This window comes from Mongoliitalea sp. (assembly GCF_054166905.1).
In genome coordinates this window covers 141,614-158,531 of record NZ_JBSZCK010000040.1, presented here as the reverse complement: position 1 = coordinate 158,531, position 16,918 = coordinate 141,614, and the positions used below count along the sequence as shown (strand labels likewise).

The 16,918-nt window shown below is 40.4% G+C and carries 15 protein-coding genes and 1 riboswitch; of the genes, 9 read left to right on the top strand and 6 right to left on the bottom strand.

All coding sequences use genetic code 11. From position 1 onward, the window contains the following. From ACXIUD_RS14855 to ACXIUD_RS14835, 5 genes are all read left to right on the top strand, one after another. Complete coding sequence (locus ACXIUD_RS14855) at positions 1-1,191, top strand: hypothetical protein (protein ID WP_458053429.1); 1,191 nt, start codon at positions 1-3, stop codon at positions 1,189-1,191. A 140-nt stretch (positions 1,192-1,331) separates the two neighbouring features. Next, on the top strand, positions 1,332-2,456 hold the full coding sequence (locus ACXIUD_RS14850; RefSeq protein ID WP_458053428.1) for an NAD(P) transhydrogenase subunit alpha: 1,125 nt from the start codon (positions 1,332-1,334) through the stop codon (positions 2,454-2,456). 4 nt (positions 2,457-2,460) lie between these two features. Beyond that, positions 2,461-2,778: an NAD(P) transhydrogenase subunit alpha gene (locus tag ACXIUD_RS14845; protein WP_458053427.1), complete on the top strand. Its 318-nt coding sequence runs from the start codon at positions 2,461-2,463 to the stop codon at positions 2,776-2,778. Beyond that, positions 2,775-4,178 (top strand): NAD(P)(+) transhydrogenase (Re/Si-specific) subunit beta, encoded by a 1,404-nt coding sequence (locus ACXIUD_RS14840; protein ID WP_458053426.1) that lies wholly within the window; start codon positions 2,775-2,777, stop codon positions 4,176-4,178. The genes ACXIUD_RS14845 and ACXIUD_RS14840 overlap by 4 nt, the downstream gene beginning before the upstream one ends. A 71-nt stretch (positions 4,179-4,249) precedes the next feature. Continuing rightward, a complete protein-coding gene (locus tag ACXIUD_RS14835; RefSeq protein ID WP_458053425.1) occupies positions 4,250-5,122 on the top strand; it encodes a dienelactone hydrolase family protein in 873 nt (290 codons plus the stop codon). Positions 5,123-5,537: 415 nt separating this feature from the next. Here the strand turns inward: ACXIUD_RS14835 and ACXIUD_RS14830 are convergent, their stop codons facing one another. Further along, on the bottom strand, positions 5,538-6,122 hold the full coding sequence (locus tag ACXIUD_RS14830) for an outer membrane beta-barrel protein (protein ID WP_458053424.1): 585 nt from the start codon (positions 6,120-6,122) through the stop codon (positions 5,538-5,540). A gap of 161 nt (positions 6,123-6,283) precedes the next feature. Between ACXIUD_RS14830 and msrB the strand changes: the two genes are divergently transcribed. Then, positions 6,284-7,384 carry a peptide-methionine (R)-S-oxide reductase MsrB gene (gene msrB / locus ACXIUD_RS14825; protein ID WP_458053423.1) on the top strand — a complete coding sequence of 367 codons (1,101 nt, stop codon included), beginning with the start codon at positions 6,284-6,286 and terminating at the stop codon, positions 7,382-7,384. Here the strand turns inward: msrB and ACXIUD_RS14820 are convergent. Further along, positions 7,373-7,978: an alpha-ketoglutarate-dependent dioxygenase AlkB family protein gene (locus tag ACXIUD_RS14820; protein ID WP_458053422.1), complete on the bottom strand. Its 606-nt coding sequence runs from the start codon at positions 7,976-7,978 to the stop codon at positions 7,373-7,375. The two genes, msrB and ACXIUD_RS14820, sit on opposite strands and share 12 nt — an antisense overlap. A gap of 93 nt (positions 7,979-8,071) precedes the next feature. Here ACXIUD_RS14820 and ACXIUD_RS14815 point away from each other — a divergent pair, with 93 nt between their 5' ends. The 3 genes from ACXIUD_RS14815 (at position 8,072) to ACXIUD_RS14805 (ending at position 10,743) form a co-directional block, all read left to right on the top strand. After that, a complete protein-coding gene (locus tag ACXIUD_RS14815) occupies positions 8,072-8,482 on the top strand; it encodes a hypothetical protein (RefSeq protein WP_458053421.1) in 411 nt (136 codons plus the stop codon). A gap of 107 nt (positions 8,483-8,589) precedes the next feature. Then, positions 8,590-8,692: riboswitch (SAM riboswitch) on the top strand. Between the two features lie 204 nt (positions 8,693-8,896). Next, positions 8,897-10,066 carry a trans-sulfuration enzyme family protein gene (locus ACXIUD_RS14810; RefSeq protein ID WP_458053420.1) on the top strand — a complete coding sequence of 390 codons (1,170 nt, stop codon included), beginning with the start codon at positions 8,897-8,899 and terminating at the stop codon, positions 10,064-10,066. 269 nt (positions 10,067-10,335) lie between these two features. Beyond that, entirely contained in the window at positions 10,336-10,743 is a 408-nt protein-coding gene (locus ACXIUD_RS14805) for a hypothetical protein (RefSeq protein WP_458053419.1), read from the top strand. 148 nt (positions 10,744-10,891) lie between these two features. Here the strand turns inward: ACXIUD_RS14805 and pgi are convergent, their stop codons facing one another. From pgi to ACXIUD_RS14785, 4 genes are all read right to left on the bottom strand, one after another. Then, positions 10,892-12,544 carry a glucose-6-phosphate isomerase gene (gene pgi / locus ACXIUD_RS14800; protein ID WP_458053418.1) on the bottom strand — a complete coding sequence of 551 codons (1,653 nt, stop codon included), beginning with the start codon at positions 12,542-12,544 and terminating at the stop codon, positions 10,892-10,894. Between the two features lie 55 nt (positions 12,545-12,599). Then, positions 12,600-13,151: a hypothetical protein gene (locus ACXIUD_RS14795; RefSeq protein WP_458053417.1), complete on the bottom strand. Its 552-nt coding sequence runs from the start codon at positions 13,149-13,151 to the stop codon at positions 12,600-12,602. A gap of 201 nt (positions 13,152-13,352) precedes the next feature. Beyond that, positions 13,353-14,624, bottom strand: coding sequence for a fumarylacetoacetase (gene fahA, locus ACXIUD_RS14790; RefSeq protein WP_458053416.1), 1,272 nt, complete (start codon positions 14,622-14,624; stop codon positions 13,353-13,355). Positions 14,625-14,796: 172 nt separating this feature from the next. Then, the gene (locus ACXIUD_RS14785; protein WP_458053415.1) at positions 14,797-16,872 is read right to left on the bottom strand and encodes a S9 family peptidase; all 2,076 of its coding nucleotides are present in this window, start codon (positions 16,870-16,872) and stop codon (positions 14,797-14,799) included. Between the last annotated feature and the right edge of the window lie 46 nt (positions 16,873-16,918).

The following is a 16,918-nucleotide window of genomic DNA, read 5'->3' as shown; positions in this document are numbered from 1 at the left end:
ATGATTAGTCAACACAGACAATTTTTCAATCAGCAGTTTAGTCAGGAAAAATACCAGTCTTTACTTCAAAGTATCGCAGCGGAATTTGACTACATGCCTACCTTTCGCATTGCGGAAACTCCTTTTTTTATCTCCGATGAGCTAAAATCCCAAGTGGAAGAAGCTTGTCAACAAGTGATTGACTTTATCAAACGGCCTGACTTCAATACCCTCACGCAAAAAGCCATTGATGTCAACTTTGATGTTCCCAATCAAGATGCTCATACTCAATTTCTGGCAATCGATTTTGGTATCTGTGAAGAAGATGGGAAGATTCTCCCAAAACTCATTGAGGTGCAGGGCTTCCCTTCCATTTTCAATTTCCAATTTAATCTCTTCCAGAAATTTTGTGAAACCTATCCCTTCTTAGCGGATTTCACGCCCTACCTGAGTGGATTGAATGAGCATAGCTATTTCGAAAAAGTGAAAGAAACCATCTTAAATGGTTATGATCCTCATGAAGTGGTCTTGTTGGAAATTGAACCTGAAAAACAGAATACAAAAATAGATTTCTACTATTGCAAAAAAGATTTGGGGGTGCCCTACATCTGCGTTACCGCTATTGAAAAAGAAGGAAAAAAACTGTTTTACACCAATGAGGCAGGGGAAAGAATTCAAATCAAACGAATTTATAATCGAGTAATTTTTGATGAATTGATGGCCCGAACAGACTTGAACATGCGTTTTTCATTCTTCGAGGAATTGGACGTGGAATGGGCAGGACATCCCAATTGGTTTGCAAGAATCAGTAAATTTATCCTTCCGTATCTTCAAGGACCTTACTTCAATGACACCGTATTACTATCAGATTTGCAAGAAATCCCAAGTGATTTGGAAAATTACGTGCTCAAGCCACTATTTTCTTTTTCGGGAAGCGGTGTGATTTTCCATGTGACCCGTGAAGATGTCATGAAGGTAGCGGAAAAAGATCTATATATCCTTCAAAAGAAAGCCACTTATAAACCCATCATTCAAGCTTTAGAAGGCCAAGTTAAAGCCGAACTTCGGGTTTTAGCTGTATGGCCTGAGAAGGATGAATCCCCTACTCTAGTCGGGAATCTTGTTCGCTTGAGTCGGGGTGAAATGATCGGGGTGAAATTCAATAAAGACAAAGATTGGGTTGGAGGCACGATTGGACTTTTTTCCAAATAAATTCTCAACACAATTTTCTTTGGGTTCACGTACAATTACTTACCATTCCTACTTTACATGACAAAAATCACTTTTTTTTGTCATTGTTTTTCCTAGCTTTAAAAGTTGGATGCACATTATCCACTTTTAAACACCTACTCATGATTATTGGAATCCTCAAAGAACCCGAGGGAGAGGCAAGAGTTGCTTTTCTTCCGGAGGCCGTAAAAACTCTTCTTGACTGGAAATTAGATGTTTGGATAGAGAAAGGTGCCGGTATCTCGGCTTTCTCTCCTGATGAGCAATACATATCCCAAGGAGCAAGTATTCACAGTCGGGATGAAATCCTTTCAAAAGCTCATTTGATTTGTGGTATTCAGTCCCTCAAACAGGCTGAATTTTCCCAAACAGGTCCTGAAACTGTTATAATGGGACAAATGGATGCGCTTTTCAATTTGGAACTGACTGATTTTCTGTTGAAAAACAACAAAACAGCATTCAGTATGGAGTTGGTCCCTAGGACTACGCGGGCGCAATCCATGGATGTCCTTTCTTCCATGGCAACTGTGACCGGATACAAAGCTGTTCTTTTGGCTGCTTCAATGCTTCCTCGGTTTTTCCCCATGTTTATGACCGCTGCCGGAAGTATTACTCCCGCAAGAGTATTGATCTTGGGAGCAGGTGTAGCTGGATTGCAAGCCATTGCTACAGCTAGAAGACTGGGGGCTAATGTTTTTGCCTTTGACGTGCGTCAAGCTGCCAAAGAAGAAGTCTTATCCTTGGGTGCTAAATTTGTAGATGTAGAAGGGGCTACAGAAGATAAATCTGCTGGAGGTTATGCGGTAGAGCAAAGCGAGGCTTACCTACAAAAGCAAAAAGATACCATACACGAGCATGCCCTAAAAGCAGATATTATTATCACCACCGCCCAAATCCCCGGACGGAAAGCTCCACAATTGGTGGAAGAACGCACAGTCAGGGCTATGAAACCCGGTTCAGTGATCATTGATCTAGCTGCAAGTTCCGGTGGGAATTGCGCGGGCTCTCAGCCAGACCAAACAATTGAGATAAATGGAGTACGAATTGTAGGAGTGAGTAATTTACCTGCTCAAATGCCTCAAGATGCCAGCAAAATGTTTGGCAAAAACTATTTGAACTTCCTGAAACTGATCATCAAAGATGGGCAGATCAATCTAAACTTTGAAGATGATATTGTGCAGGGCACCTGTATATGTCATCAAGGTGAAGCTATCAGTCCACGAATCATCCAACGCCTAACGATCTAAAATTATGGAAAGTATTTTACAATTTATTGGCGAAAATATGGAAATGGTATATTTCCTGATTTTAGCCATTCTCCTAGGAGTAGAGGTCATCTCCAATGTACCCGCCATCCTTCATACTCCTCTGATGTCCGGTGCAAATGCCATCCACGGAGTGGTAGTTGTAGGTGCCATCATTGTCATGTTACAGGCATCTCCTGATAATTACCTAGCCTTAGGCGTAGGCTTTTTAGCAGTGGTGGTAGGCACATTAAATGTAATTGGAGGATTTGTGGTCACCGATAGAATGTTGGAGATGTTTAAGAAAAAGCCGAAAAAATCATGATACAGCTCACATTCCTAGAAATTGCTTATTTAATTGCTTCCCTGACCTTTATCATAGGGCTCAAAATGCTCTCACATCCGGATTCGGCTCGTAAAGGAAACTTGGTTGCCGCAGCAGGTATGTTGTTGGCTATTGTAGTCACTTTAACTTTGTATCAGGATTTCGATAGTAGTAAACTATTAAATTACGGATTGATTTTCGGTGGTTTGATTGTGGGCTCCGTGATTGGCACCATCATGGCTCAAAAGGTCCAAATGACCGCTATGCCACAAATGGTTTCTTTCTTTAACGGTATGGGCGGTGCTTGTGCAGCTTTGATAGCCATCATCGAGTTTCAGCACCATCAGCATAGCACAGTTACAGGTTTTGATGGAGAATTGCTCGTGATGCTTTTGGGCCTTTTGATAGGTTCTGTTTCTTTCTCAGGCTCTTTGATTGCCTATGGGAAACTAGAAGGAAAAATCAAAGATAAAGTACTTCCATTCAACCATGTGATCAACATGACCATGTTATTGGCGATGATCATTTTAATAGTGTATCAAATGGTGTTTGGATCCAGTCCATTGGTGTTTTATGGAATTTTAGTCATTGCCCTAGTGTACGGAGTACTCTTTGTCATGCCTATCGGAGGTGCTGATATGCCTGTGGTAATTTCCTTACTCAATTCATTCACCGGAATAGCAGCTGCTTTTGGTGGTTTCTTATATGGAAACAAAGCTATGCTGACCGGAGGTATTTTGGTAGGTTCAGCAGGTACCATTTTGACGATATTGATGTGCAATGCGATGAACCGATCCTTAACCAATGTGCTCTTGGGTGCTTTTGGAGGAGCAGCAAAAGGAACAGCTAAAGCAGGGAGTGGTGATCAAACTGTCCGAGAGATTTCCATCTCGGATACAGCTGTACTCTTATCTTATTCACAAAATGTAGTTATTGTACCTGGCTATGGTTTGGCTGTTGCCCAAGCCCAACATATTTGCCACGAACTAGAAAAATTACTGGAAGAAAAAGGTGTAGAAGTCAATTATGCGATCCACCCAGTAGCAGGACGTATGCCCGGGCATATGAACGTACTTCTTGCGGAAGCAGATGTACCGTATGAACGTATGCAGGAAATGGAAGACATCAATGATAAATTTGCCAACACCGATGTAGTCGTAGTCATTGGCGCCAATGATGTAGTGAATCCTGCTGCAAAGAATGACCCTAGTTCACCGATTTACGGCATGCCTATTTTGGAAGTGGAGCAAGCGAAAAATGTCATTATCATGAAACGAGGAATGGCAGCAGGCTATGCAGGGATCGAAAATGAACTCTTTTTCTACCCTAAGACTAAAATGCTTTTTGGGGATGCTAAAGCAACCTTGCAGAAATTAACTGCGGAGGTTAAGGATATTTAAACCAATTCAGGCTTGATGGGTTATCAAAAGGCTAGTATATTGCTAATAAACTATTAAAAACCCATCAAGCCATGTTTACATTAACTCTTTACTTTCAAGCATTCTTCCTAGCTTTATTGGCTTGGAATCACCTGAAGCCTATAGATGCAACAAATGAGCTAGCTCCAGCTATAACTTTATGTCATTCAGGCCCCTCCGAAATGATTGCTTTTTTGGATGACCCCAGCTTTGTAGCTTTCCATCCATCCCCTATTCCTTTTGACTTTACTCCATCCGGACAAATGATCTCATTTCCCAGTCCAGACGGAAAAGATGCAAGTGGCTACTACTTACCGGCTACCAATCAATCTGAGCTTTGGCTCTTTGTATATCAAGAATGGTGGGGGCTTAATGATAACATTAAAAATGAATCTGAAAAGTTTTTCAATGACCTAGGTGGTAAAGTGAATGTACTGGCTTTGGACATGTACGATGGAAATGTCACTGCAAACCCTCAAGAGGCAATGACTTTTATGAGAGGAACAGAGGAAGATCGATTGACCAATATTGTAAAAGCTGCACAAAATTTTGCCGGGCCAAGAGCACAAATAGCCAATGTAGGTTGGTGCTTTGGAGGTGCTTGGTCTCTGAAGTCTGCTTTGATCCTAGGTCAATCAAACATTGGTTCCATCATCTATTATGGCATGCCTGTACGAGAAGTAGAGCAACTCAAAACCTTGAATTCTGATGTTTTAGGCCTATTCGCTACGGAACAAAATATTTCCAAGGAAATCATTGAGGAGTTTGCTTCTGCAATGAATCAAGCTGAAAAGGTTTTGAATTATAAAATTTTTGATGCTGTTCACGGCTTCGCCAATCCTTCCAATCCAAGACATGATGTGGCCGCTACGGAAGAAGCGTATGGAATGGCATTGGCCTACTTGAGGGAGAAGTTTCAGATGTAAAAGTGAGCAGTGGGGAGTGAATTTGGAATGAATTGGTCCAGTGGGTTTTAACCCGCTTGGGTGATTAGAATTTCTTGGCGATTATTCGATTCAATTTCTCGAGGATACTTAAATCTAAAGCCTTGGATTTTAATCTCCGGTATTCAAGGGACGTTGAACCCTGAGGAAACTAAGAGACCTCTAAAAAAATCTGCACTAATCAGAGAAATTTGTGGACATACGACCACTTTAAAGGATGAAGGTTGAAGGATGAATTAAACAATGCAAAACACAGTTGAGAATTCCATCTGTTATTGTGCACTGATTTTTGAAGATTAGAAAGAGTTTAGTGAAATCAAATTATTAATGAAATCCAAAACAGCTTGATGAGGTTACCCCTTCTTCTACGAATTCTGCGTTATCTGTAAGCCCTAAATTAAAACTTAATAGATAATCCCAACATCAAATTCTGGAAAGCAAAATCTCCGTTACCTGTGAATACATCATCAATCACAATGGTTTGTCCATTCAACACCCGTTGGTAGCGAAGATCCAATCCTAAATTCCCAAAATTCAGACCAATCCCAAATTGATAGCCGGCATTCCATTTATCAAATTCAAAAGGTCTTAATTCATCTTGGATATAATAATGCATCGCAGGACCGGCAAATACAGAAAAGATAGGACCTAAGACATTGACTCCAAGCAACAAAGGCGCATCTAATAATTGGGTTTTGAAAACTTCTGAATTGACTTCTGAGCGGACTTGTGTGTAATTCAATTCCGGACGCAGAAAGACAGGACCTAAATTTACTTTTCCAAACATCCCAAGGTTGAAGCCTACATTATCCATAGGGTTTCCCCAGGCCAAGCCTGCATCTTTGAAATACTGTCCGCTGGAATTGTAATTGACACCACCACGGATTCCAAAGCCTCCTGATGTTTGCGCATATACTTGTTGTGTTAAAGACAGAAACAGTAGCCCTGCCATAGCGAAGGATAATTGAAGGATTTTTTTCATAGTGCTTTTTGTTAATAGTTGGTAAAAGATGGAAATCTCACAAACACATGCATCTATTTCATGGTTTTAACTCGTAGATAAAACCAAATAAAATATTGACTTCCTCAGAACGATCCCTTTTCCAAAATCGTGCCTGAAAATTAAATTATAATCAAAAACCTATGCGCTCGATAAAAGTCCAGTTTAGTTATGTAGTATTAGGAATAGCCCTGTTATTCTCCCAATGTTCCTCAGCTGAGAACAAACAATTACAAGCAGAAGATAAATCTGCCGATGCTGCTACACTCTCTAATAGTCGATCACTTGCTACATTCGCAGGTGGTTGCTTTTGGTGTATAGAAGCACCGTTTGAAGGAATTGATGGGGTCATCAGTGTCATTTCCGGCTATGCCGGTGGAAAAGAAAAAAATCCAAGCTATTCTGATGTATCATCCGGTAAAACCTCTCATCGGGAGTCTGTTCAAATCACTTTTAACCCGGATGTAATTTCTTACTCGGAATTGGTAGATATCTTCTTTCAGCAATTTGATCCAACGGATGAAGGGGGTTCATTTTATGACAGAGGTTTTCAGTACTCCTCTGCTATTTTCTACCATGACAAAACCCAAAAAGAAGTAGCTGAAAAAGCGATCAAAGCCTTGGACCAAGCAAAAATCTTTGATAAACCCATTGTTACTCCTGTAATCAAATTTACCAACTTCTACGAAGCTGAGGAGTATCATCAGGATTATTACAAAAAAGAGCCAGGAGAATATTATGCCTATAGAAGAGGCTCAGGCAGAGATGCATTCATCGCCAAACATTGGCCAGTGAATCTGGCAGATCAGTATAAAAAGCCTAGTGATGCAGAGTTGAAAAAGCGCTTGACCAAGCTACAATACGATGTTACGATGCATGAGGCCACCGAACGTGCCTGGAACAATCAGTACAACGACAATAAAGAAAAAGGCATTTATGTCTGCATTGTTTCAGGTGCCCCACTATTCAGTAGTACAGATAAGTATGAGAGTTATTCCGGATGGCCATCCTTTACCAAACCAATAGATGCCCGCCTGATAGATAAGCCAACCGATATTTCCTATGGCATGATGCGTGTGGAAGTAAGAAGTAAACTGGGAGATTCTCATTTGGGACATGTGTTCAATGACGGTCCTAACCCAACCAGTTTACGCTATTGTATGAACTCTGCTGCTATGAAGTTTATCCCATTGGCCGAAATGGAAAAAGAAGGCTATGGCAGTTACAAATGGCTAGTAAATTAATTTCCGGAATGTCAAATTAATCCTTCCCCCCAAGACCTTTTTGGTTTTGGGGATTTGATGCTCCCAAAAGTGTTGACACTCCCCTTTCATCAAGAGTAAAGAGCCATTTTCCAGCTCAATTGACTTTTTGAGCTGTTTGTTTTCGTAGTGTCTTAATTGAAATGCACGGGATGCACCAAAGCTTACCGACGCAATGGTAGGATTTCCACCCAGCACCTTTTCATTATCCCGATGCCATCCCATACTATCTGCACCATTTCGGTAGTAGTTGAGCAATACGTGAGTGAATTTTTCTCCAGCTTCCTGTTCTACCGCATTCTTTATGTCAATCAAAAAATCTGTCCATGCCACTGGAGTCATTTCTATACCCGAATACCCATAAGGTTTGGAAGGGTCTCCGTATAGGGCGGTTAATCGAGGTTGCATCACCTGCTTCCCAAACATCCAAATAGGCTCTTGTTTCCAGGCTATTTCATTCAAAAGCTTCTCCCAAAAATAAGCTGATTGGTCGCCAGTAAAGAATTCGTGATAGTAATATGCCTCTCCTTGTACAGGCAATAAATTTTCTTGTGGTGAAGCGTGAAAGAGTTGCATACTGTAACAATAGTTCTTCTGAGGAATTGTTTACAAAAAGTAGAAAATCCACAGAGCTTTTCTTACTTTTAGTTAAAATTCATCAACACACACATGGCAAAATTTTTAAAAATCAGCATTCCTATCCTCATCTTAGTGCTTGCAGCATTGATTTATTGGAGATATTTCTTCGTTTTTGGCGAAGGAGTCAAGGGTGGCACACTCAATTATTTCGAGAAAAAAGGCTTTGTATTCAAAACTTGGGAGGGTAGATTGGTACAAGAAGGCTTCCAAAGTCCCACTGCCGGCGCACTTCAAAGCAATGAATTCCGCTTTAGCGCACAAGGGGATAATGTAGCCAATCAACTCGAGCGGGCAAGCGGTCGATTTGTAGAAGTGCGCTACAAGGAATACCTCAATGCACTTCCATGGAGAGGAGCTTCCAAATATGTCATTTATGAGGTAGTAGAAGTTGGCGAACGAGAAGGGGGAAGTAATCGGGATATTCCGTCCAATAAAGATTAATTTGTTTCAACAATAGCTGTCACAATGAAGAATCACCGTAGCAGTAGATTTTACAAAATTTGCTTTTCTGCGTTTGTGTATTTTTCTTTGTGACAGATTCTTTATCTGATTTATAAAGAAGAGGCGAGAGAACAGGCTCATTGACCCTCTGGCAACCACTCCAAGCGAAGGAAAAGGTGCCAAAACCTGCCCAAATGGGGACTATAAATTGGCAACTATGTACGTAACTATTTCCTTTCTTCAATATACTTTCCTCAGACGACCATATTCGTCTTTGATTTTTTCTGTTAACTATTCAATTATCTATTTCCATTTATCACACTATCAAGCTCTTATTTACTGGATTCAAAAAATCTGGCAACGGCATTTTTATACTATTCATAATCAATCAAGAAACAGATTAATCTAACATATATGGCTAATTTCGAAACCAACGCTATCAGAAACATCCCCGGAAATCCTCATCAGCGAGAGCACTCCACTCCTATTGCTTTGACATCTTCCTTCACTTTTGAAAATGCAGAAGAAGCCAGACAGATGTTTGCTGATGAAATCGATGGAAATATCTACTCCCGCTACTCCAATCCGAATACCGCAGAATTGATTCATAAAGTATGCGTAGCTGAAGGTACAGAAGCAGGTATTGCTACTGCTTCGGGCATGGCTGCCATGTTTGGTTCAATTGCCTCCATCTTACAGCAAGGAGATCATATTTTGGCTGCGCGCTCCTTATTTGGTTCTACGCATCAATTACTGACACGCATTTTTCCAAAATGGGGAATTACCTCCACCTATGGAGATATATCAGACTATAAAAATTGGGATCGCTTGGTTCAACCAAACACCAAGATGCTTTTTTTGGAAACACCTTCCAATCCTGGTTTGGAGATCATTGATTTGGAATGGGTCGGGAAATTTGCTGCTGCCCATAGCCTGATTTTGGTAGTCGATAACTGCTTTGCTACGCCTTACCTACAGCAACCTGCCAAGTGGGGTGCACATATAGTAACCCATTCCGCCACCAAATTCATCGATGGTCAAGGAAGAGTATTGGGAGGACTTATCTTAGGTACCAAGGAACTAATGGATGAAGTCACTTACTTCACAAGACACACGGGACCATCTATGTCTCCTTTCAATGCCTGGGTGTTGGCAAAAAGCATGGAAACCTTAGCGGTAAGAATGGACAGGCATTGTAGCAATGCACTGGCAGTTGCTACCTATTTCCAAGATAGCAAAGACGTGGAATTTGTTAAGTATCCGTTCTTGAAAACACATCCCCAATACGAGCTGGCACAAAAACAAATGAAACTGGGAGGTGGAATTATCACCCTTAACCTTCATGGTGGACTGACACGAGCCCAGCGCTTCATTGATCAGTTGCAGATGATTTCCATTACCCCTAACCTTGGAGATAGCAGAAGTATCGTAACTCACCCAGCCTCCACCACCCATAGTAAATTAAGCCCTGAGGAACGCGCCCTTGTGAGTATTACTGATGGCCTGGTAAGGATTTCGGTAGGTTTGGAACATCAAGATGATATTATCGCTGATATAGAGCGGGCCTTGGAGAAATCGAGATAGGGATATTGAGCTAGATAGATTTTTAGGAGTAGATAGTGATATATGCTTTGCGAAATAAATGGATATATGCCTAAGGCGGTATAACAGGGGCGTGTGATAAAAAAGATTACACTCTGCCCGCTGTCCGAGATTATAAATCTCGGACAGTAGATGATGGGGATTTGTAATCCCCATTTGTGGAATTCATGTAGTTAATTCATGAGATTTTCGGTCATGCTTGTGGCGTTATGTCAATGCTATGCGTATTAGCTATAATCAAACTGTGAAAAATGAAAAATCAAATCTCATTTCTACTCTCACTCTGTTTTTTGTTTATCAGTTCATGCCAGCTGTTTGAAAGTGAAGATACATTTACCTGTACCTTAGATGCTGCATTCTGTAACCCTTTAATACAAGAAGATTTTGAAAAAATAGCCATTCCCGTCAATGCCTTTTTAGGAAGCTTGCCTTCCAATCTATCTGAACAAGAGGTTATTGATCGACTCATGGAGTGGATGATTTGTAAAAGTTGTGTAGACTCTATTGATTTTTCCTGCGTTTCTTGTTTATCTTCTTTTCCTCCTCAAAGCAGAATAGGATTTACTGTATTAAAAGATGGTCAACCCCAGCTTCATTACATGGATATTCTCATGAGTGAGCAACCAAGATTTATGCGAGTGTTTAGGTTTTCGGAGTGATTTTAAATACGAAAGCACTAGTGGGGTTGCAAATCCCTATTTATCTTTTTCACGAAATTACAAATTTTTAGAAGCAGAGAAGCGTCAAAAAAGCCTAGAAGTCTTTCTAATCCCCTAGGCTTTTCATTTGTAAATATGATACCAACTCTTAAGCTTCTTTTCTGAAGGATTTATATGCATTAATCAACCCATTGGTAGATGCATCATGACTGCTGACTGCTTCCTCTGATTCCAGTTCAGGAAGAATGGCATTAGCCAAGACTTTACCCAATTCAACACCCCACTGATCAAAGCTATAAATATTCCAAATGACTCCTTGCACAAATATCTTGTGCTCATACATAGCAATCAATTGACCTAGCGTATATGGAGTAATCTTTTTAACCAAGATAGAATTCGTTGGTCTATTTCCTTCAAAAACGCGATGCGGAGCAATTTTTTCAATGGCCTCTGATGACTTACCCGCTTGCTGCATCTCCGCTTTCACTTCTGCTAAAGACTTGCCATTCATCAAGGCCTCTGTTTGGGCAAAGAAGTTGGATAGTAATTTGGTATGATGATCACTCACAGGGTTATGAGAAATCGCAGGTGCAATGAAATCGCAAGGAATCAAATGAGTGCCTTGATGGATTAACTGATAAAAAGCATGCTGCCCATTCGTTCCTGGCTCACCCCAGATGATCGGACCAGTTGCATAAGAAACCTTTCCACCATCACGGGTTACATATTTACCATTGGATTCCATATTTCCTTGCTGAAAATAGGCCGCAAAACGATGTAAATACTGATCATAAGGCAAGATGGCCTCGGATGTTGCACCCAAGAAATTGGTATTCCATAAACCTATCAATGCCAATAAAACAGGAATATTTTTTTCAAATTTAGCTTCCCTAAAATGCTTGTCTATGCTATGAGCTCCGGAAAGCAGTGCCTCAAAGTTGTCATAGCCTATCGCACAGGCAATCGGTAAACCGATAGCAGACCATAAGGAATACCTTCCTCCTACCCAATCCCAGAAAGCAAACATATTTGCCGTATCAATCCCAAAAGCTGCAACAGCCTGGGCATTGGTAGATAAAGCCACAAAGTGCTTCGCAACCGCAGCCTCATCCTTTGCATGCTCTAAAAACCAACGTCTTGCCGAGTGGGCATTGGTCATAGTTTCTTGAGTAGTGAAAGTCTTGGAAGCAATAAAAAACAAGGTAGTCTCTGGATCTACTTGCTTCAAAGTTTCGGCTATATGCGTACCATCTACATTTGAAACAAAATAGATCGATAAGTCCGGATGCTGATACGGTTTTAGGGCCTCAGTCACCATCACTGGACCTAAATCAGATCCCCCAATACCGATGTTGACCAAATGTTTGATTGGTTTACCGGTAAAGCCCAACCACCTTCCTTGCTGAATTTGATCTGCAAAAGATTTCATTTGAGCCAAGACCTTATTGATAGCAGGCATGACATCCTCACCATCAACAAATACGGGAGCATTTGAACGATTTCTAAGTGCTGTATGCAAAACTGCCCGGCCTTCAGTTCCATTTATTGGCTGACCGGTAAACATCGCTTCAACTGCTTCTTGCAAGCCACATTCCGAAGCAAGGTTCACTAATTGATTCCTCACCTCATCAGTGACCCGGTTTTTGGAATAGTCTACTAAAATATCCTCCAATTGAATGGAATATTTCTGAAACCGATCAGTATCAGCGAATAAGTCTTTTATTTGAACAGTACCAAACTCTTGAGAAAGTTTAGTTAATTTTTTCCAAGCTTGTGCTTCAGTCGGATTAATTGCCTTCATGCATCTGTAGGTTTAATAGGATAAAGCGCAAAGTTAAAATTATTATTGAATCTGTTTAGAAAGCGTAGCCAAAACCTACACCTACCCATAGTGGCCAAAATCCATTATGGTTGAAAATTGGGGTAAGATTCGCTCGGAAGGTAAATCCCCCATCCACAGGAATTCTACGATAGCCTAAGTTCAAAACTCCCATAAATGCCGGTGTATTTCCTGAAGGAAGAATGAAATCGAATTCTTTGTAAGTTGTAGTAGGTCCCCCATTCCAATCTTCCCAACGATCTCTGTAATAAATAAAGGTTGTACCAAAACCCATTTCAAAAAAATGTGTATCCCTACCATAGAGCTTGTTCAACATGACAGGCATCGTTAAGAGACCTTCGGAAGTATTACCCCAACCTCTGTCTCTTCTAGCCCATCCACCGGCACCAATCCGCATGCCCCAAGAGTTGATATCATCTTTATCAAATCGGAAATCATAATTGAAGGAATAAGCCAAACCGGCACCGCCCAATTCAGCATAAAATGCTTGGGTTCCACCTTGTTGTTGCGCCTGAGCATTGAATGTCAATACTATAGAAAAACAGGCAATAATAAACAGTCTTTTCATGTTGTGTCAGGGAATTTAATTTCCAAAACTGAACATAAAATAATCAGAAACAAAAAATTTAGTTAATTATTTTTCTCCCGTTCGAAATTTAACAGCAATGGAAGTTTCCAAATCAGCATATAAACAAAAGAGCATCCATTCTCAGGTTTTGAGAAAAGATACTCTTTTGAAGTTAAACTATTCGCAAGTTAAAAACAACAATTATTTAGCTGGCAGAACTTTAGAGGCGACTTCACCAAAGCCTATGCGTACACCATCTTTTTCACAGAAACCTTTCATGATGACGGTATCTCCATCTTCAATAAATTTCCGCTCAGCACCATCTTCTAAGATTAATGGTTTGGTTCCTTTCCAAGCGAGTTCCAGCATAGAACCAAAACTATCCGGGGTTGATCCAGAAATCGTTCCTGATGCCATCATATCTCCTACATTCACATTACAACCGTTGATGGTATGATGAGCCAATTGCTGGGCAATATTCCAATACATGTACTTAAAATTAGAAGTACACACTTTACTTGCAGAACTTTCTTCCGGCTGGATAAAAACTTCTAATTGAATATCAAAAGCGTGATCAGATTCACAGGTTAAATATGGTAAAACTGGAACATCTTGCTCTGGGCCTTTAACTCGGAAAGGCTCTAATGCCTCCATCGTCACCACCCAAGGAGAAATGCTGGATGCAAAACTTTTACCTAAGAATGGACCTAATGGCACGTACTCCCAAGCCTGAATATCTCTTGCAGACCAATCATTGAATAAAACCATTCCAAAAATATGGTCTTCCGCTTGGTCGGTTGCGACTGAATCTCCCATTTTGGTGGTTTTCCCAACGATAAAGGCCATTTCCAATTCAAAATCCAATCGTCTGCTTGGGCCAAACTCAGGTTTCTCCATGTTGGGATCTTTGTATTGTCCCTTTGGTCTATGAATAGGTACTCCTGATGGAATAATTGAAGATGCACGACCATGATAACCCACAGGCAAATGTTTCCAATTAGGAAGCAATGCATTATTTGGGTCACGGAACATAGTTCCTACGTTGGTTGCATGTTCAATACTACTGTAAAAATCTGTATAATCACCTACCTTTACTGGCATCAGCATCTGTGCTTCCGAACGGTTGACCATGGCTTTACCTCTACAGGTATGCTCTTTAAGTGCGTCATTCTCATCCAATAATAAATCCTGGACTTTTTCTCTGACACGTCTGGTAACTGATTTACCAAGAGCTATAAAATCATTTAAAGCATCTCTTAAAAAGATATCATGTGGTAGTTGTGTCAAATCAGCAAAAAATCCTTCTTCATGTAACACAGATAAATCCACAATTTTATCACCGATGGCTATACCCACCCGGGCTGAAAGGCGCTTGCTTTGAAAAATACCAAATGGCAAATTATAAATGGTAAAATCAGAGTTTTTAGGCACAGAAACCCAAGATTGTAAGCTGGGTAATGGTTGGTTTGTCATCGTATAGATTTATTTTGGAGCTGCAAATGTAAGAAATAATGCTTTAAAAGGGAAAGTGCAAGGATTTTTCAAAGCTCTGAACAGTCTTATCTAGCTCAAAGTCAAGTATAAGTGATAATTATTCGCTGAATAACCGTAATGAATTACCTTCCTCTTAACTTGGATCAGAACTTCAGGCACGAATACCCAAAATATCAAATACAAAGGCATACTCTCTCGCCAACTCTTTCAAGCTTTCAAAACGTCCGCTTGCCCCACCATGACCAGCATCCATATTAGTATATAAAAACACATGATTGCTATCCGTCTTTAAAGTTCGGAGTTTGGCCACCCACTTGGCAGGTTCCCAGTACTGTACTTGGGAATCATGTAAACCGGTAGTAGCTAAAATATGAGGGTATGCTTTTGCTTCCACATTATCGTAAGGAGAATAGGAAAGCATGTATTCATACTCTTCCTGAATATTAGGATTTCCCCATTCTAACCACTCAAAAGTAGTCAACGGAATACTTTCATCCATCATCGTAGTGACTACATCTACAAACGCAACAGCAGCAATAATCCCTCTATAGACTTCAGGAGCCATATTAGCCACAGCACCCATCAATAAGCCACCTGCACTTCCTCCCGAAGCAAATAATTGATCTTTGGCCACATATCCATTGTCCTGCAACCACCGTGAACAATCAATAAAATCGTAAAAGGTGTTTTTCTTTTGCATCATTTTCCCTTCTTCATACCAATGGCCTCCCATTTCTTGTCCACCTCGAATATGAGCGATGGCAAATACAAATCCTCTATCTAATAAACTCAATCGGGGCCTACTAAATGTTGGATCAGTAGAATATCCATAAGAACCATAAGAATAAATCCATCCAGGCCTAGACCCGTCTTTCTTAAACTTGTCCTTTCTATACACCAAAGACATTGGTACTAATTTCCCATCTCTGGCAGGCACCATAATTCGCTCTGTTTGGTAATTGTTTTTATCAAAGTCCCCCAAAACAGGGGTTTCTTTCTTCAATTCCCGCTCTTGCGTTCGCATATTATAATCAAAAATTGAAGCAGGTGTTGTCAATGATGTGTAGTCAAACCTAAGAATCTCTGTATCAAATGCAGGATTATAATTGATTCCTGCTGAATAGGCGGGTTCATCGAATGCTAAAAAGTGTTCTCCACCCCCATCCATTTGGATAATTCGGATCCTAGTTAAACCTTCCACGGTTTCTTGAGCTACCATGAAATTTTTAAACAATTCAACTGCTTCCAAAAAGACTTCTAGACGATGTGGCAATACATCTTCCCAATAATCCGCAGAGGGATATTGCACAGCACATTGACATAATCTATAATTCACTGCATCCTTGTTGGTATGGATGTAAAAAAGATCCCCACCGGCATGGTCTACATCATATTGCACATTATCCTGTAAAGGTTCGATGATTTTTGGAGCCGTTGGATTATTGGCATTAATGTAAAAGGAATAAGAAGCATCTGTTCTCCCAGAAGAAATAATGATATACTCCTTGGATTTGGTTTTTCCTATACCACAATTGAGTGTAGGATCATCTTCTTGAAAAACAAGCTCATCCAGAGATGGGTCCGTTCCAAGAAAATGCCTTTTAATCTGAAAATTTCTAAGGGTTTGCTTATCCGGTATGGCATAATAAAAGGACTCATTATCATTGGTCCAGGCAGTTGAGCTTCTAATATCCATGATCTGCTCAGGGAAAAACTCTCCAGTCTGCAAGTTTTTAATCCTTACCTGATAAAAGTTTCTACCTTGGGTATCCATGATGATCGCCATCACTTGGTGATTGGGACTTACTGAAATAAAGAAATTCAAAAACGCCTGATCCTTTCCTAACTCATTACCGTCTACCAAAATTTCTTCTTCCGCTTCCAAAGAATCTTTTTTCCGTGCATAAACAGGATACTCCCCACCTTCTACAAATCGGGTGTAATAAAAATACTCATCAATTTTAGCAGGAACTGAAGAATCATCCTCCTTTACCCTAGCTCTCATTTCTTTGAACAATTGCTTTTGAAAGGATTTGGTATGTCCCAGCATTTGCTCGAAATACGTATTCTCTTGATTCAAGTAATCAATAACTTCCGGATTCTCCCGGTCATTTAACCAGTAATAGTTATCAGTACGTACATGTCCATGTTTGGCATGGATATCGAAAGGTTTGATTGCTGCTTGAGGTGCGGGTATACTAGGGTAGATAAATTCGGTTACTGACATCAGATTTTTTTAAAATGAACTAAGCCTCAAAATTACAAGAAGACCT

What these genes read in the sequence shown, in the direction of transcription:
- ACXIUD_RS14855 (WP_458053429.1), top strand. Translation starts at nt 1, where the DNA reads ATGATTAGTCAACACAGACAATTTTTCAATCAGCAGTTTAGTCAGGAA.
- ACXIUD_RS14850 (WP_458053428.1), top strand. Translation starts at nt 1,332, where the DNA reads ATGATTATTGGAATCCTCAAAGAACCCGAGGGAGAGGCAAGAGTTGCT.
- ACXIUD_RS14845 (WP_458053427.1), top strand. Translation starts at nt 2,461, where the DNA reads ATGGAAAGTATTTTACAATTTATTGGCGAAAATATGGAAATGGTATAT.
- ACXIUD_RS14840 (WP_458053426.1), top strand. Translation starts at nt 2,775, where the DNA reads ATGATACAGCTCACATTCCTAGAAATTGCTTATTTAATTGCTTCCCTG.
- ACXIUD_RS14835 (WP_458053425.1), top strand. Translation starts at nt 4,250, where the DNA reads ATGTTTACATTAACTCTTTACTTTCAAGCATTCTTCCTAGCTTTATTG.
- ACXIUD_RS14830 (WP_458053424.1), bottom strand. Translation starts at nt 6,122, where the DNA reads ATGAAAAAAATCCTTCAATTATCCTTCGCTATGGCAGGGCTACTGTTT.
- msrB (WP_458053423.1), top strand. Translation starts at nt 6,284, where the DNA reads ATGCGCTCGATAAAAGTCCAGTTTAGTTATGTAGTATTAGGAATAGCC.
- ACXIUD_RS14820 (WP_458053422.1), bottom strand. Translation starts at nt 7,978, where the DNA reads ATGCAACTCTTTCACGCTTCACCACAAGAAAATTTATTGCCTGTACAA.
- ACXIUD_RS14815 (WP_458053421.1), top strand. Translation starts at nt 8,072, where the DNA reads ATGGCAAAATTTTTAAAAATCAGCATTCCTATCCTCATCTTAGTGCTT.
- ACXIUD_RS14810 (WP_458053420.1), top strand. Translation starts at nt 8,897, where the DNA reads ATGGCTAATTTCGAAACCAACGCTATCAGAAACATCCCCGGAAATCCT.
- ACXIUD_RS14805 (WP_458053419.1), top strand. Translation starts at nt 10,336, where the DNA reads ATGAAAAATCAAATCTCATTTCTACTCTCACTCTGTTTTTTGTTTATC.
- pgi (WP_458053418.1), bottom strand. Translation starts at nt 12,544, where the DNA reads ATGAAGGCAATTAATCCGACTGAAGCACAAGCTTGGAAAAAATTAACT.
- ACXIUD_RS14795 (WP_458053417.1), bottom strand. Translation starts at nt 13,151, where the DNA reads ATGAAAAGACTGTTTATTATTGCCTGTTTTTCTATAGTATTGACATTC.
- fahA (WP_458053416.1), bottom strand. Translation starts at nt 14,624, where the DNA reads ATGACAAACCAACCATTACCCAGCTTACAATCTTGGGTTTCTGTGCCT.
- ACXIUD_RS14785 (WP_458053415.1), bottom strand. Translation starts at nt 16,872, where the DNA reads ATGTCAGTAACCGAATTTATCTACCCTAGTATACCCGCACCTCAAGCA.